Origin of the sequence: Shewanella psychromarinicola (assembly GCF_003855155.1) — a bacterium.
Classification (GTDB): Bacteria; Pseudomonadota; Gammaproteobacteria; order Enterobacterales; family Shewanellaceae; genus Shewanella; species Shewanella psychromarinicola.
Genome location: NZ_CP034073.1, coordinates 3,569,050 through 3,584,543 on the forward strand (window position 1 = coordinate 3,569,050; position 15,494 = coordinate 3,584,543).

General features: G+C 40.4%; 9 protein-coding genes and 1 pseudogene. 2 read left to right on the top strand and 8 right to left on the bottom strand.

All coding sequences use genetic code 11. From position 1 onward, the window contains the following. Positions 1-443: 443 nt before the first annotated feature. Together EGC80_RS15600 and EGC80_RS15605 are read right to left on the bottom strand one after the other, a co-directional pair. Positions 444-3,089, bottom strand: coding sequence for a sensor domain-containing protein (locus EGC80_RS15600; protein ID WP_124013121.1), 2,646 nt, complete (start codon positions 3,087-3,089; stop codon positions 444-446). Continuing rightward, positions 3,086-5,653 carry a chemotaxis protein CheB gene (locus EGC80_RS15605; RefSeq protein ID WP_233768514.1) on the bottom strand — a complete coding sequence of 856 codons (2,568 nt, stop codon included), beginning with the start codon at positions 5,651-5,653 and terminating at the stop codon, positions 3,086-3,088. The genes EGC80_RS15600 and EGC80_RS15605 overlap by 4 nt, the downstream gene beginning before the upstream one ends. A gap of 1,292 nt (positions 5,654-6,945) precedes the next feature. On the opposite strand from EGC80_RS15605, the pseudogene EGC80_RS23035 reads away from it, so the two are divergent. Beyond that, positions 6,946-7,224: pseudogene (locus tag EGC80_RS23035) on the top strand (EAL domain-containing protein); the annotation flags it as partial. Here the strand turns inward: EGC80_RS23035 and EGC80_RS15615 are convergent. The 5 genes from EGC80_RS15615 to EGC80_RS15630 all read right to left on the bottom strand — a co-directional run bounded on the left by EGC80_RS15615 (position 7,187) and on the right by EGC80_RS15630 (position 13,175). Next, positions 7,187-8,218: an IS630 family transposase gene (locus EGC80_RS15615; RefSeq protein ID WP_124011554.1), complete on the bottom strand. Its 1,032-nt coding sequence runs from the start codon at positions 8,216-8,218 to the stop codon at positions 7,187-7,189. The pseudogene EGC80_RS23035 and the gene EGC80_RS15615 sit on opposite strands and share 38 nt — an antisense overlap. A gap of 590 nt (positions 8,219-8,808) precedes the next feature. After that, a complete protein-coding gene (locus tag EGC80_RS15620; protein ID WP_124013122.1) occupies positions 8,809-10,719 on the bottom strand; it encodes a methyl-accepting chemotaxis protein in 1,911 nt (636 codons plus the stop codon). A 235-nt stretch (positions 10,720-10,954) separates the two neighbouring features. Continuing rightward, complete coding sequence (locus tag EGC80_RS23040) at positions 10,955-11,017, bottom strand: DUF4113 domain-containing protein (RefSeq protein WP_351088169.1); 63 nt, start codon at positions 11,015-11,017, stop codon at positions 10,955-10,957. 292 nt (positions 11,018-11,309) lie between these two features. Beyond that, positions 11,310-12,878 (bottom strand): methyl-accepting chemotaxis protein, encoded by a 1,569-nt coding sequence (locus tag EGC80_RS15625; RefSeq protein ID WP_124013123.1) that lies wholly within the window; start codon positions 12,876-12,878, stop codon positions 11,310-11,312. Positions 12,879-12,989: 111 nt separating this feature from the next. Then, positions 12,990-13,175, bottom strand: coding sequence for a hypothetical protein (locus EGC80_RS15630; protein WP_124013124.1), 186 nt, complete (start codon positions 13,173-13,175; stop codon positions 12,990-12,992). Positions 13,176-13,998: 823 nt separating this feature from the next. Between EGC80_RS15630 and grcA the strand changes: the two genes are divergently transcribed. Next, the gene (gene grcA / locus EGC80_RS15635; RefSeq protein WP_101031291.1) at positions 13,999-14,373 is read left to right on the top strand and encodes an autonomous glycyl radical cofactor GrcA; all 375 of its coding nucleotides are present in this window, start codon (positions 13,999-14,001) and stop codon (positions 14,371-14,373) included. Between the two features lie 204 nt (positions 14,374-14,577). Here grcA and EGC80_RS15640 read toward each other — a convergent pair whose 3' ends face one another. After that, positions 14,578-15,123 carry a sugar O-acetyltransferase gene (locus EGC80_RS15640; protein ID WP_101031293.1) on the bottom strand — a complete coding sequence of 182 codons (546 nt, stop codon included), beginning with the start codon at positions 15,121-15,123 and terminating at the stop codon, positions 14,578-14,580. Between the last annotated feature and the right edge of the window lie 371 nt (positions 15,124-15,494).

Consider the following 15,494-nt stretch of genomic DNA (forward strand, 5'->3'; position numbering starts at 1 on the left):
CTGTATCAAGTAAAACCACGAGTAAATAACCTATACTTGGCCTCTCGGCGTAGATTGACATATTGTTGCCTGGGGCACTGACCACAACTTCCGATGACCAAAAAAGACGATTAAACAGACAGTAGACAAGATAAAAAACTAAAGGGGGTTTACTCATTTAGGGGCGTGCGACAAGAACTAGCACCAACATAAACGTGTTTGAGTTAACGCTCGTAAAGTGACGGTTTGTATTAGGGAACGCATGCCAATGTGATATGTACTAACACTTTCAGTAATAGCTGAAGAAATATCGTTATTGTGCCAATTTTGGAAAACGAGATACTTTTAGAATGTCAAATTAAGGGCGGAGAAGAAAGTTAAAAAAAAAGGTTACACTTACCCCACTTGTTACTGACCCCACTTGTTAAGTCGTTGGATGGGTTTCAAGTAGTCCTACTGTTTATTCAGCTTAGCCAACTAGCATCGGGCTTCCAGTCACTTATCCACGCAGGAATATCACTGGCAGGCATTGGTTTGGCAATACCATAACCTTGTGCTAATTCACAGCCTAGTTGTAATAGTGCGGTGCCGTGTTCAATCGTTTCAACGCCTTCAGCAATCACGTCACGTTTGAATGATTTAGCTAAGGCTATCACGCCTTCAACAATGGCTAAATCATCAGCGTTACTCAACATGTCTCTCACAAAACTCTGGTCTATCTTAATCAAGCTGGCAGGTAATCGTCTAAGGTAAGTCAGGGACGAATAGCCTGTGCCAAAATCATCTAAAGCAAAATTTACGCCGAGGTTCATGCAGTCATTCATGATGGTTGAGATATGATGCACATCCTCTAAGGCACTTGTTTCTAACACCTCTAGCTCTAAATAGCGCGGCTCAACATTGGGGTGGGCTGCTAGCAGAGTCGTTAGCCTCTGTGTAAAGTCAGGCTGCTGTAAATGTACAGCCGCAATGTTCACGCTAGTGCTTACCATGAGATTAACCCCCATTGCTTGCCATTGGCTGATTTGTGTCAATGCGGTATCAATAACCCATTCACCTATTTCAATCATCATGGTGTGATTTTCAATGACAGGCAAAAACTCGATTGGATTTAATATTCCTCGCTCTGGATGTTGCCAACGAATAAGCGCCTCGACCCCCACCACAGTTCCTCTCATCATATTAACTTTAGGCTGATAATAGAGTACGAATTGATGATTATCTAATGCGCAGCGAATAGCTTCTAGACTTTCCCGTTGCACTTTAATCGCATCATCTTGAGCTGTATCAAATAAATGATAACAATTCTTACCGGATTCTTTAGCCATATACATAGCTTGATCGGCATGCCTCATAAGTAGGTCTGCATCCACATCATCTCGCGGATAGAGGGTGACGCCAATACTGGCTGATATATTAAATATTACACCACCCACGGTGACAGGATCTGACGCTGCCAATAATAATCGCTCTAATACAGGCTCACAATCTTCGACTTTAATTAAATTGGCTAATACCGCCACAAATTCATCACCGCCAATACGGCCTAAGCTATCACTTTCACGTAGCGCCTCTTTCATACGGACTGAGAGTGCAATAAGTAGTTCATCCCCCATATCATGCCCATAGGTATCATTTACTGTTTTAAAACCATCTAAATCTAGGAATACGACAGCGAGAGACTGCGCGTGACGACGGCATTGCAACATGGCTTGAGATAATCGGTCTGATAGTAAAACACGATTTGGCAGATTGGTCAGCACGTCGTAATGGGCAATATGCTCTAATTCGTCTTGATGCGCTTTCATCGGGGTGATGTCGGTAGCTAAGGATACATAATGGGTCGTAATACCGTGTACATCACGTACTGCACTAATTGTTTGTAATACAGCATACACTTCGTTATTTTTACGGCGATTCCAAACTTCGCCATACCAGTAACCTTCTGTGAGTAAGGTTTGCCACATATTAGCGTAAAACTCAGGTGATTGACGTCCAGATTGGAGAATGCGAGGGGTTTGTCCAATAGCCTCTTCGCGGCAATAACCTGTGATGGATGTGAATGTGTCGTTGACTTCGATAATGCTAGCTTTAGCATCAGTAATCATAATGCCTTCTCGGGCGTGAGTGAATACCTTGGCGGCAAGCACTAACTCATTGGCGCGCTTTTCTTTGTCTGCGTTGGCAAGAATTAACTCGTCTGCTCGGTTATCCTTTTCTTTGTTTTGAAAGGCAAGTTCTATGTTGGCAATAGCTAACTCATTGGCGCGTTTTTCTTTGTCTGCGTTGGCAAGAGCTAACTCGTCTGCTCGCTTATCCTTTTCTTTGTTTTGAAAGGCAAGTTCTATGTTGGCAATAGTTAACTCATTGGCGCGTTTTTCTTTGTCTGCGTTGGCAAGAGCTAACTCGTCTGCTCGCTTATCCTTTTCTTTGTTTTGAAAGGCAAGTTCTATGTTGGCAATAGCTAACTCATTAGCGCGTTTTTCTTTGTCTGCGTTGGCAAGAGCTAACTCATTGGCTCGCTTATCTTTCTCTTTGTTGGCTAGATGTTGACTGTTTTCAGCTTGTTTTCTCTCAGTAATGTCGATCATCGCGGTAAGACAGTCCGTACCTGTGATGCCGATATTGGCCTCGATATCTAGCCAAAGCGTATTATTGTCAACTTGCCCTAAGACTTCACAGGATTGTATACCGTTACCACCAAAGGCTTTTCCCAAACAACGTTTAAAAGTCTCTCTATATTGTGGTGTTACGTAGTGTGAAAACGGTTTCCCTACCAAGTTAGCACGCTCAATACCCAATAGACTCGCGCCTCGTAAATTGACCTGATTGATTATGCCATTTAGGTCAAAAACAAAGTAAGCAATCGGTGCAAATTCAAATAACTCGGTATAACGATAATATAATCTCTCTGTTATCCGTGCTTGCTTTAACTCCTCATTTTGCATTTCCAATTCAATCTGATGAACCTGCAATTCGTGTAGCATCTTTTTGGCAGCATAGTCGCTAGGGTTAGTTTGCTTGATCCCCGTTTGTTTTTTCAGTTGTGCTTCCGCACACTGGCGTATCGCTTTGGCGGACCGCTTGGCTGACTTTTGAGGCGGCTTCATGTGGTAGGCCTTATCTTACGTAATTCTGACTCAAGCAGCTTGGCTTCACTAATATCTGTAAAGGTAATCACCACGCCATCAATCACATTTTCTTGTGTACGATAAGGCATGATGCGGACTTTGAACCAGCGTTTATTTTTAGCCGTTATTTCTTTTTCTATGAAGACAAGCGTCTTCAATACTTCCTTTGAATCTTCTTGTAGTCTGACATAATCTAATTCAGTGACGATGTCGGACAATGCTCGGCCCACATCACTTTGGATCAGCTTGAATAGATGAGTAGCATAGTTGGTGAAGCGTCGAACATGCAGTTCGTTATCCAGAAAAATGGTGGCAATTTGCGTACTATCAAGCAGGTTCTCCATGTCGTTATTGACCCATGACAAATCATCGACTTTGGATCGTAGTTCAGTATTGACGGTTTGCAATTCTTCATTCATTGACTGCATCTCTTCTTTAGACGTGGTCAATTCTTCATTGGTGGATTGCAATTCCTCATTAGTGGATTGCAGCTCTTCATTGGCCGATTTTAGCTCTTCCTGAGAGGATTGCATTTGCTCGCGAAGCGATTGTATTTCGTCATGTGCTTGTTGTAATTCGGCCTGACTTTCTTTCTCTGCTGAACCCCGTTTTCTGCGTGGCAACTTGGTCGGCGTCAACATCTCAGTAAACACCACCATCATCAGGCCAAGCAAAGCTTTTGGCTTAGTAATAGCTTGTACCGTCAAATTAATAGTATGTGTGTCTACCGTCAGGTTTTTAATGTTTACAGGCTCTATTTGCAACTGTGCTTTCATCATAGCAAGGTGAATTTGATGTTGTAGCTCTTCACGCGCCATGACGTGAATGTTCCAGTTGGCTTTCCCCGCGGCAGGCTCTAAATATTTTCCCGTGCGACCATTGATGTAGATAATATCGCCTGCCGCATTGACTAAAACCGCTGCTGGCGAGTAGCTTTGTAGGAGAATTTGATCTGCCTGCATTTGTAGGTTGGTAATATTTGTCGTCATCTTACTGGTTCTCTCAGGTTCATTTTCTACCAAGGATATGATGGGAAATATTCGTGTCGGGAAGTCGACTTCCATCTGCGGTGCAGTGCTATCAATGCGGGTGTAGATCCGTGTGTTTTCCTTGATTTCTGTGAACAATGAGGTGGAATTACCAATAGTTTCAGCATTACCCAAAATCAAAATACCATGAGATGTCAATGTGTAGTGGAACAGTGGGATTAACTTTTTTTGTAATTCCGGCCCAAGATAAATCAGAAGATTACGACAGGTAACAATATCTAGCTTGGTGAACGGTGGATCCATGATGATATTTTGTGGAGCAAAAATAACCATGTCTCGTATTTGCTTGTTGATACGATAACCACTTCCATCTTTATTGAAGTATCGATTCAATTGCTGTGACGACAAATCTGCCTCAATGCTTGCCGGGTAATAACCTTTTCGCGCAATATTGATGGCATCTTCACCAACATCGGTAGCAAAGACTTGTAGTTTGAAACGCCCTTTATGTTTAACGTCATCCAATACATCCATTACCGTCATCGCGAGCGAGTAGGCCTCCTCACCAGTGGAACAGGCTGTCACCCATGCTCGAAGTTCTTTACCTTCAGGATAATTGGCCAATAGTGCTGGAAGTGTGACTGACTTGAGCTGCGCCCAAACTTTATGATCTCGAAAGAAATTTGTTACCCCAATTAACATTTCTTTGAAAAGTAGGTCTTGCTCTTGTGGATTATCACGCAGATAGTGCGTATAGAGTGATATGTTTTTAAGCTGATGCAGATCCATACGCCGTTCAATACGACGATATATGGTGTTTTTCTTGTACAGTGAGAAGTCGTTGCCGCTTCGTTCACGCAGTATAATAACGATCTGCTCTAGTGCGCTAGTTGACTTGAGTTTCAATCTTGTTGGGACATCTCGTCGGCTATGTTTGAGAAAGGCTGCAATCCGTTCTGGTAGTGCTTCAGCAGGGGCGACAATGTCAGCTAGTCCCATATTAACAGCGCTATGAGGCATTGAATCAAATTTTGCGAACTCAGGAGACTGCACCACAGACAGGCCTGCATTTTCTTTGATGGCACGTAAACCTAGTGTGCCATCGGATCCCATTCCAGATAGAATAACACCCACAGCCCGTTCATTCTGATCATTTGCCAGAGATCGAAAGAAGAAATCAATGGGTAACCGCAATCCGCGACTCTCCACCGGGTCAAGCAGAAGCAATGATCCGTGAATGATGGATAAATCTTTGTTAGGTGGTATCACATATACACAGTTCGGCTTTACTTCCATGCCGTTGCGGGCTTGCGTTACTTTCATAAGCGTAGTGCGTTGCAACAGCTCTGGCATGATGCTTATGCGAGTAGGGTCAAGGTGCTGAATGACAACAAATGCGATGTTACAGGGCGTTAATACATGGGAAAAGAAATCTTCCAATGCTTCCAAGCCGCCAGCAGAAGCACCAATGCCGACAATGATTGGTGTGTTCACCACAGCCAATTTACAAGGATCCTTAGGATGCTTAGTCAATGTTTTGCTTTGGTTTTTCATAAGATAAATTTTTTATTATGCATATATTTATTGTAGACGAATTTGCGGAATAAGTAAGCCTACTAATTACTGGGATATTGTCATTTAACCACCAATAATGAGTTTACTTTAAAAGAAGATCTATTTTATTTGTGCTTCATAGACAGGATCTTTAGTGTAGGCATAAATAAAAGAGAGAAAAAGGCGCTTGGTGAGATCAGATTAAGTCGCCATTTAAATGCTTATGGTCCAGTTTATAATTTGTGCTTACCTTTGGTTTTTGGTTAGATGCCTCCTAGTTAGTTCTTTGAACTGAAAGGTGGGTTAACTTTAATAAGGTTTTAGGTTGTTCAAACTGAAATCATATGTGCACTACGTAATAAAAATATTTTTAATAATCCTTGGTGATAAAAATACCTTAGATGGTGCTTGCTTTTATTTTTTTTAACATGGTTCTACCTCAACGCAGGCAGAGATTATTCCATTTTTTGCACTTCCAGTTGAACGTCTGGTAATAGCTAAGTAATAGTGGACACCGTTTCCATTGATTTTTGCCAATATGTGATGTGTGAAATCACTTACTCCTTACATGAGATAATATATGGAAGGTAGATATGAAAGATAATATGAGTGGTATATGCACTAACAAGGAAGGGGCGAAAATGATTTAGAGTTCACGCTAAACATTTACGATTCACATTACAACTATTATGGTTAAGATTTATAACAATAAAAAAATGTAGAATAGGATCTATAGTTAAATGGCTAAGTGCTGTGTGTCATGATATTTGTGATGCATGACTGAACGTCCAATTTACACAGGTAGATAACATAAGCTTACAGCAGTCATATACCTATAATGAAGAACTTACTATACTATATTTAATAGCTGCTTGTTAATAGTTAATTACTTGTTTAATAATAGAAATATGTTTAAAGCGTTATAGGGGGAATTGGTGGGTTATATGTTGCGAGATATAAATACTCCTATTTTTAAAGTGTCTTTCAGCCGATAACATCTTCTTCTAGTCATGGTTTAGGATTTGAAGCTTTAGTCAGAATTAAAGATCTAACCACAGGCAAAAGTATAAATTATTTTTGCTTCTTTCAGTCTCTGACCTCTGATATTGAGACAACAAATTTTGGCTCCGTTTGCTTTGGTATTCACGTCCGTCATTGTGCAAAATCCCTATATCGAAATTTACTACTCTTTATTAATATCTCGCCGGTTATGTTTTCTGCGATTTTAAACCTCCCAGTATCTGTTTGTGATGCAATCAGTCGATTAGTTAAAGAGGGGGCTAGCTCTTGAAAATATTATTTTTGAAATAACAGCGTTTGAGGGCAAACATGTCTCTGGTTTAACCGCTGGTATTGAGATGTTCAGATCTCGTGGTATTCGCATCGCAATTGATGATGTCGGAGTTAACTTTTCTATTGACGAGAGGGTTCATGTATTAAAACCTGACTTTATTAAGCTAGATAAATCTCTTTTGGATAATGATATAGCAACTGGTGATGTCGCACTTATTAATGGTATATACTCAAGTGAATTCAAACTGCAGGTTTTAATTTCTGAAAGTTATCATTAATTGTATCACCGAGCGTGTCAGCAATATCGGGGAGGGTGATGCTAAAAAAGTCAGTGATTTTTCGTCGGAATTCTTTTGTCGTTGCGAAGTATTGCCCATTCCTCGCATGTTTATTCATCACCTTCCACAATCGTTCTATTGGGTTTAAATTTGGACTATAAGGCGGCAGGTAATGCAATGTTATATTCAGATGTTCAGCCTCTTTAACCACTAAGGCATTTCGATGGTATCCAGCGCCATCAAGCACCAAATGGATAACACCACTTGTTGAGTAACGCGCTCTAATTTGGTTTAAAAAATCGATGATGGATGCACCGTTAACCGTTTTGCTATATTGCTCAATGACCGCTTCTGTTAAGTGACCAAGTCGGATTGCACCAACCACGTTAATACGGGTTCGGCTTCCCGTCGTTTCTATCGGTTTATCAACGCCTTTTTTTATCCAGCCAGCGGTGATTTTTGTGGCTTGGGTCGGATGAACCGCATCCATAAATAATAACGGTTCATCAGGGGTTAACGAGGATTTTAGTTGCTCATAATATTCAATGAAAGCCGTTTGTTTGTCTTCATCAAATTTGTGAGGAACCCCTTTAGGGTTTTTATAGCTGAACTGATGTTTATGCAGCCATTTATTGAGACCTGACACTGTGTACTTAATCTGAAATTGTTCTGAGATATAAGCGACTATTTGATGGCTATGCAAGTAGGTCACCTCACACAGGTGTGCAATCAATAGTTCAGTTTGCTCTTGACTCAGATAGCTTAAGGAGCCGCCACTATTACACGTGAGTTTTTGGTCGTGAGCATAGGCATCAATGTATCGAACTACGGTCGTTTCGTGAATACGTAACGCTTGGGCAATCATTGGCGTTGGCCAATTTTCATCGCGTAGTAAAATGGCTTTAATGCGATCACACTCACGCCTATCACTCGAGCTTTTATGTCGAGTTTCCAATGCTACTTTTTGTTCTGGCGAGAGTGTAATTTGTTTCATAGGGCTATGATGATCCCATTTGGGACAAAATCAAGCATTTTCAATGATCACGGGTATAACCCTTACTAAAGATGAAGCCGCAAGCGTTATTGTTGAAGGTGTCGAAACCAGAGAGTAATTAGACATGTTAACGACTTTAGAGGTTAAACTTATACAAGGTTATTATTTGGGTAAACCCGCAGTTTTATCATGCATTGAGATCTAACCTTTTTTACCAGTGAGTATTAGCTATCTGTATCTTCAGAAAGTCAAAGAGTATCTTCAACCTCGATACTCAGATTCCGCATAGTGTTATCAACTTTAGAGTGCCCAAAAATGATCTAAGCGACCCTGTGGATGTATTGCTTTAACAGTAAACTCTGTAGGCTCGCCCAAATTAATCCCTTCACCCTATATGGCTACATTAAAAAGATTTCATTAGGTTGTTGTGGCTTTTATTCTTTGAATAACAGCCCAATTTACCAGCGGATACAGTACCGCGTCACCAAGTCTCCTTACTAAACTTATCGCGCTAAGTTAGTTAACCATGCATCATTCAAGATCCAGGCCTTACCTAATATAGCGCTCAATCAACATTAAACCTTAGTTAGTTACTCAATCGTAAACTTGTTCACAACCTCGATGAGCTTATCATTCGCAGCGGTGAGCTTATGGGCTTCTAATTCGGTTGATTTACCATTGTCATCCAGTACCGCAACCATATCTCGAATCGCGTTCATATTACGGCTAACATCTTCAGATACAGCATTTTGCTCTTCGGCAGCAGTAGCAATTTGAGTGTTTAAATCATTGACTTGGGTAATAGACAAGACTACTTTTTCAAGGTTTTCACTCACATCAATAGTCGCTTCGTTCGCTTGTTCACAGGTTTTTTTAGTTTGTTGCATCGCGTCAACCGCGATCTTAATTCCTTGCTGTAACTTGCTCAGTGTTTGTTCAATCTCAGTCGTGCTGACTTGGGTTCGCGCCGCGAGTGCGCGGACTTCATCAGCTACGACCGCAAAACCTCTTCCTTGATCACCGGCTCTTGCTGCCTCTATCGCAGCATTGAGTGCAAGCAGATTAGTCTGATCTGCAATTGCGCCAATAACCTCTAAGACTTTAGTAATACTAATAGCATCTAGTTCTACATTGCTGATGTTTACTTCTGTATCTTCGACATCTTGAATTAATCGAACTACGGTTGCTTTAGTGTCCGATACAATATTATTTGTATCGTTTACCTGCTGACTGGCAAGTAATGAAGCATTTGACGCTTGCGATGTATTCTTCACCACTTCTAACGCTGTCGCGCTCATTTCTTCAACTGCGGTGACAACCAACTCGGTTTCCATTACATGCTGCTGTAACACATCAATATTGGCATTGGTTTGTTGATATAATTTACCAATACTGCCGCTAATTTCTTGTGTTCCGAAAGAGATCTCTTTAAGTAAACTTTGTAAATTGGCTACAAATTGGTTGATACCGCCAGCAATATCACCTAGATCATCATGAGAAGTTACAGGTAAACGACGTGTTAAATCGGCTTGGCCCTGAGACAAAGCAACCACCATCTGCTTGAGGTGCAAAATGGGACGATAAAGCCAATTTAGTATAGCTAACACTAAGCCTATACTCACTAAAAGCATCACTGCCGATATCCACATTGAATCATGCAACGCCTCATTTAACCCTGCATAAGCAATTTGTTCATCAACACTGATAAATAGATACCACTTTTGGGTGCCAATTAATGGTATTGCTTCGCTGAACACGAGCTGCTGATTGCCGCTCGTTTGATATTCGCCACTAAAGGAGTCATTTGACACAATATCACGCTGTAATTCATTTAGGCCTGCATCTGCCAACGTCTTCCCAACTTCAAACCTTGCATCTGAAGAGGCGAGCACTTTGCCTTTTGAGTCAATAATTGACGCTACTGCACCTGGGAAATCGATCTGTTTGACCGTCTTGTCTAAGATCTCTAGACCAATATCGCCCGAGAGCACACCATCGCCTATATTAGTTACAATGGAGATCACTGGTTGATTGGTGACCATATCAGTATATATATCTGTTAGTTGCTCAGTATCGTTGGTTTTAGCGAGTTGATACCATCCTCGGGGACGAGGATCATAGAGACTGGGATCGGCAACGCCATCATGCCATATTGCATCATCACTAACGCTGGCATAGGAGGTGCCATCTTCAAAGCCCCAAAATACTGAATATAGCTCATTGGCTTGTTTAGCTAAACGGGCGATATTAACAAACTGCTTATCTAATTTCCCTTGCTGATATTGGCTCGCTATCGCGGAAACAGCCGTTGCTTTATGATTAAACCAACGTGAAATAGCTCCCGCTTCATAATGAGTTATCGACTGCGAACTGACGTTTACAAAGTGAATAGTATCTTGCTTAAGTGCTCTATAGGAAATCCAACTCGCTACCAATAAACAACTGGTAACCAATAAAATAATGGCGAGCGTAATCGTCTGTTTGAAACCGATATTTTTCATTTCGACGTCTTTCCTTTTCTATTTAGGTTACGCAGACTTTTAATGGACATCATTGAAAGCACATAACAAATAAGATTATGCGAAAGATTTTTATTCCAAACCGTGAATAAAACCACAGCCTAATACGACTGATTTAATCAGTTCAGCGATACTATTCGTTTAGGCATCATAATTCGTCACATTATTTTAGGCTAAACTGACATAATCACTCGTTTAGGAGAAAAGCTTGTTAGTACTATATGTTCGGCACACTTCGCCATTTGGTTGTGTAATGAGGCGTTAATTGGTTTCGACCCATAGCGTTCACAGTTTGAAAAACTGACCATCACGCCACGCCTGGTTCCACCCTTACTTTCACTTAACAGTAAGGGTGGGACTTCTGAATATTCGTTTCTTTTGCTCGTTGAATCGAAGCCCCGATATCGCTGTTATAGTTACTTAGAACTCAAATAGGGTACTACACCCATACTGACGAGATACTTGCTCAGCGTTACGATAAAAGCTATTGACGTCGTCAAGGGCAAGCATCTAATGCTGACACCATAATGGACTTTGGCGGTGACAACGAATCGAACAGGTATAACGGGTCACTACACCTTAAATTTTTCAATTTCTGCCTGCATGGTTTCAGCTAACTTAGCTAATTCATGACTTGCTGCACTGCTTTGTTCAGCCCCAGAAGCGGTTTGATTGGAAATATCACTAATACTGCTAATATTGCGGTTTATCTCCTCTGTAACCGAGCTTTGCTCTTCCGCTGCGGTGGCTATTTGGGCATTCATGGCATTAATTTGGTCAACACTTTCAGTTATTTCTGTTAACGCCTCACCCACTTTTTGTGCTTCTATTGCTGCTTGTTGCGCATTTTCAGCCCCTTGCTCTAACCGATGAGTTGCATCTCGGCTACCTTGTTGCAAGTTTTGAATCGTTTTTTGTATCTCTTGTGTGGATTGTTGGGTGCGGCTGGCTAAGGTTCTAACTTCGTCAGCTACCACCGCGAACCCGCGACCTTGTTCCCCCGCACGAGCGGCTTCAATTGCCGCATTTAATGCTAATAAATTAGTCTGTTCAGAGATACTCTGGATCACATCAACAACACTTCCAATATCTTCTGCATGTAGCGCCAATGATTTCATCGCTGAAACAGATTCCTGCATTTCAATCGATAAGCTTTCAATCATGGCGATACTCTCTTTCACCACCTGTTGTCCTTTAGATGCCGCATTATTTGTATGTTCAGAGGCTTGAGAAGCCGAACTTGCACTCTGTGCAACCTCACGCACGGTTGCGGTAAATTGATGAATAGCGGTAGCAATACACTGAGTTTGTTGTTGCTGTTCGAGAATATTCTGCTTGGTTTGCATCGCAACGGCCGAGTTTTCTTCTGCTGAGCAAGCTAACAATGACGTTGATTGATGAGTTGATTTGACGATATTTTGAAAACTGCCAACTATCTGATTCACGTAATCAGCAATATGTGTGAATTCATCACTTCCAGTTAAGTTAATGCGTTGGGTAAGATCACCTGTGGATATTTTATTCGCGGTACTTTCTAAATTCAGCGACGCTAGATTAATGCGTCTAATAATCTTTACTGATAGAAAGGAGAGAAGAAGCATATTCAATATAACTATTATGATTACTTTAAACCGGAACGAACTAATATTTTCTTTTGCCTGATCAAAATTAGCTTTACCCTCTGCAATTTGTATATCTAGAAAACCTTGCGCCTCTTGAGTTACTAATTTGAAAGCAGGGTTAATATTCTTTAATAGAATTATATTGGCTTGCCTGTAATTGCCGACTTCTAATTCCGCTAATGCCAGATCAAAGCCCTTATCGGTGACGATATCAAGTTGACGAACCAATCTATTTATTTGTGTTTTTTCATCAGCAAGTAAATCGGATGATAGAATTTCATTATCAACAATATTATGCAGTAATTTTAATGATTTTTTGATTGCAGTAATGTGTTTGTCTATTGGGTGATCATGTAGTTTAGCAAACTCTGATGTAGGACTATGCTGCAAGGATAATAACAAAGCACTTCTTGCATTGCCCAACTCGTCTAACACTTTTCCGGCACGGATAGTATGTTGCATTCCCTGTGAATATAAATCTTCAATAGATAGAGTGGCTTGTTGCCAGGGTAACCGCATGAGTGCTTGTTTTTTGAACGCTACGTTTAACCTGCAAACAAAAAACAAAAAATCATCCAAGCTATGAAGACTTTATGAACCATAATAATTCATTAAATAAACTAATTCTGTTCAAAAAACGTTCGCGATCTCGCCCTGGGCTTGTTGCATACCGGAAATACCTTGGTATGCTAAAAATAATAGCGCGCTTAATGTGATTACAAGACTTAATTTTAAGCGAGCACTAACTGATTGTAATTTTTCTAAAAACCGGGACGATTTAACTTGGCTTGATGGGTTGTTAATTGATGATGACATTTTATATCCTTTATCTTGTCAGTGCGCGGTGTGCTTATGATAGAAAAAAGAAAGAATATTAATCATTATTACCGTTAAAGTCTGAGAGGCATTTAACATTTTACAGACATTAAATAACATAATAATCTTCCTTGTTTTGATTTGAGTTAATTATTCAACTTTATATCTGTCATTTATCATAGTGTAATGGCAAAGTTAATTTGGTTAATAAACTATTAATCAAGCAGTTAACAATCAATCTATTTCCGTTAGATATCATTATGTGGCTGACAATAATCTCGGTAATAATGGCTAAGCCAAAACCATATAGATCCATTAAAAATAGTATTATTCGCCCACTGCTACAGGTGATTTTCGTTTAGACAGCACCTAGAACTTTTCTGGCGGCGGATGGGTAAAATTATTTATGTCTCGGTTCCGTTTACTGTAATTATTTAATGATTATGGCTCAGAAGTACAATCGGTTGAGGCTCCCTTTAACAGAGAATAGCCTAATGGTTTTGTCTGTTCAGTATGCTGTTCTGGATATTTTTGCTCATTAACATTAACACATCGCTATTAATGTCATCGCTACCACCACCAGTCATCAGTCACGACTAATACCATATTTGAATATTCAAATTTATCGCTAACGACTTAATTTAAGTCTTAATTTAATTAATCAGCTTGAATCGTTTATCTCAGTATTATCGCTTAAACGTCAAACTAGCGTTTTCTACGGAATAATTATAATGATTAAACTTGATCTAGATCAAGTGTGCGATCGGAAATAACTGGTAGAAATGAACCTGAGTTTACAAAAAATCACTGTTGGAGATGTACTATGATTGGAATTCAAATCACACAAGCAGAACAAGCTAACCTAGTTAATTCTTTATGGCTATTAGATGAGGATAAGCAAGAAGCACGCTGTGTTGCTGCGCTCGATAAAGAGCGGCAGGACAAGACTTTTAGCATTGCCTCTCTTGGTAGCATCGAGTACCGCGAAGTGCCCGTGCAGAGAGAACCTGAACGTCAGGGCGGCCAGCATTTGAACGTGAACGTAATGAACCGTGAAATGTTGCTAGACGCAATCGAAAACCCTGAGAAGTACCCACAGTTAACTGTGCGTGTATCTGGCTATGCCGTGCGATTTAACGCACTGACTTCTGAGCAGCAACAAGATATTATTACACGAACTTTTACTGCGACCATGTAGTTTCAGTGACGGTAATCTTGACCATTAAAAAAATCGCTGCTGCGATTTTTTTCGTTTGGTGCTTAGCTTTACATTCTGATTAGCATCTTGTCACAACTATGGTCATTGTAGGCACAGCAGACGAGTTCCCACACTCATCTCGCCAAAGTCTACAAAAGGGGAGAATGTTAACGGCTATTACTTTACGCATGACCATCAATGATGCTATTTTTTTGCCATTAATGTTGCAGGATTTCCTGCTACACGGGCATAAGAGGGAACATCTTTTGTGACAACAGAACCCGCGCCCACTATCGCTCCTTCATTAATCGTCACCCCGGGTAATATAATTACACCGCCACCAATCCATACCTTATCTTTTATCGTTACAGGTTTAGCTATTTCATCTCCGGCAATACGTTTATCAGCATCAAGTGAGTGCGCGGCTGTGTAGACTTGTACTCGTGGACCAATCATTACATTATCACCTATACTGACTTGAGCATTATCTAAGATAATCGCACCACTATTAATGTAACTTTGTTGCCCTAAAGATAAATGGCATCCATAACTCATTTCAAGGGGAGGGGCTATGTGACTTGTTGTCGATACTGATGCGCCCAATTTTTTTAGTAATTCAGCTCTTTTTTGTGCATCGATTTCATTGTTAAATTCATGAAGTGTAAGGAATGCTAACGCTCTTAAATCTGTTAACTTTTGGTCAAGACAATTATATGTTTGACCCTCTCTCATATTTTGTAATTCTGACATTGAGTAAATTGGCCTCTAATTTATAAGCAAAACGCCCATCGTCTTTAATGTTCACTGTCCCCATAAATTGACATAGCCCCATACCAAAGCGCAATCATCTCGCTAAATGATGCACCTAAACGTTGACATTAAATGTCCCTGTAGTGTGACTTGTAACGTAAGTTACACAGCGAACAAACCTTGGGGTATAACATGTTACTCCAATACGTTTGCTAAACGTTAACAGCGCTTTCCCTTGCATCACGATAAATGTTATCACCAGGGATCTTAAGCATTTTGGTTTCACCAAAATAAAAAGGGTCACAATAATGTGACCCTTTTTAGTGTGTCCAGATTATGTTAATCCGTTTCAAAGTGGCTGCCGAGTTGTA

Bases quoted from the DNA above. Each gene is read 5' to 3' on its own strand.
- EGC80_RS15600 (WP_124013121.1), bottom strand. From the start codon at position 3,089: ATGAAGCCGCCTCAAAAGTCAGCCAAGCGGTCCGCCAAAGCGATACGC.
- EGC80_RS15605 (WP_233768514.1), bottom strand. From the start codon at position 5,653: ATGAAAAACCAAAGCAAAACATTGACTAAGCATCCTAAGGATCCTTGT.
- EGC80_RS15615 (WP_124011554.1), bottom strand. From the start codon at position 8,218: ATGAAACAAATTACACTCTCGCCAGAACAAAAAGTAGCATTGGAAACT.
- EGC80_RS15620 (WP_124013122.1), bottom strand. From the start codon at position 10,719: ATGAAAAATATCGGTTTCAAACAGACGATTACGCTCGCCATTATTTTA.
- EGC80_RS15625 (WP_124013123.1), bottom strand. From the start codon at position 12,878: ATGCGGTTACCCTGGCAACAAGCCACTCTATCTATTGAAGATTTATAT.
- EGC80_RS15630 (WP_124013124.1), bottom strand. From the start codon at position 13,175: ATGTCATCATCAATTAACAACCCATCAAGCCAAGTTAAATCGTCCCGG.
- grcA (WP_101031291.1), top strand. From the start codon at position 13,999: ATGATTGGAATTCAAATCACACAAGCAGAACAAGCTAACCTAGTTAAT.
- EGC80_RS15640 (WP_101031293.1), bottom strand. From the start codon at position 15,123: ATGTCAGAATTACAAAATATGAGAGAGGGTCAAACATATAATTGTCTT.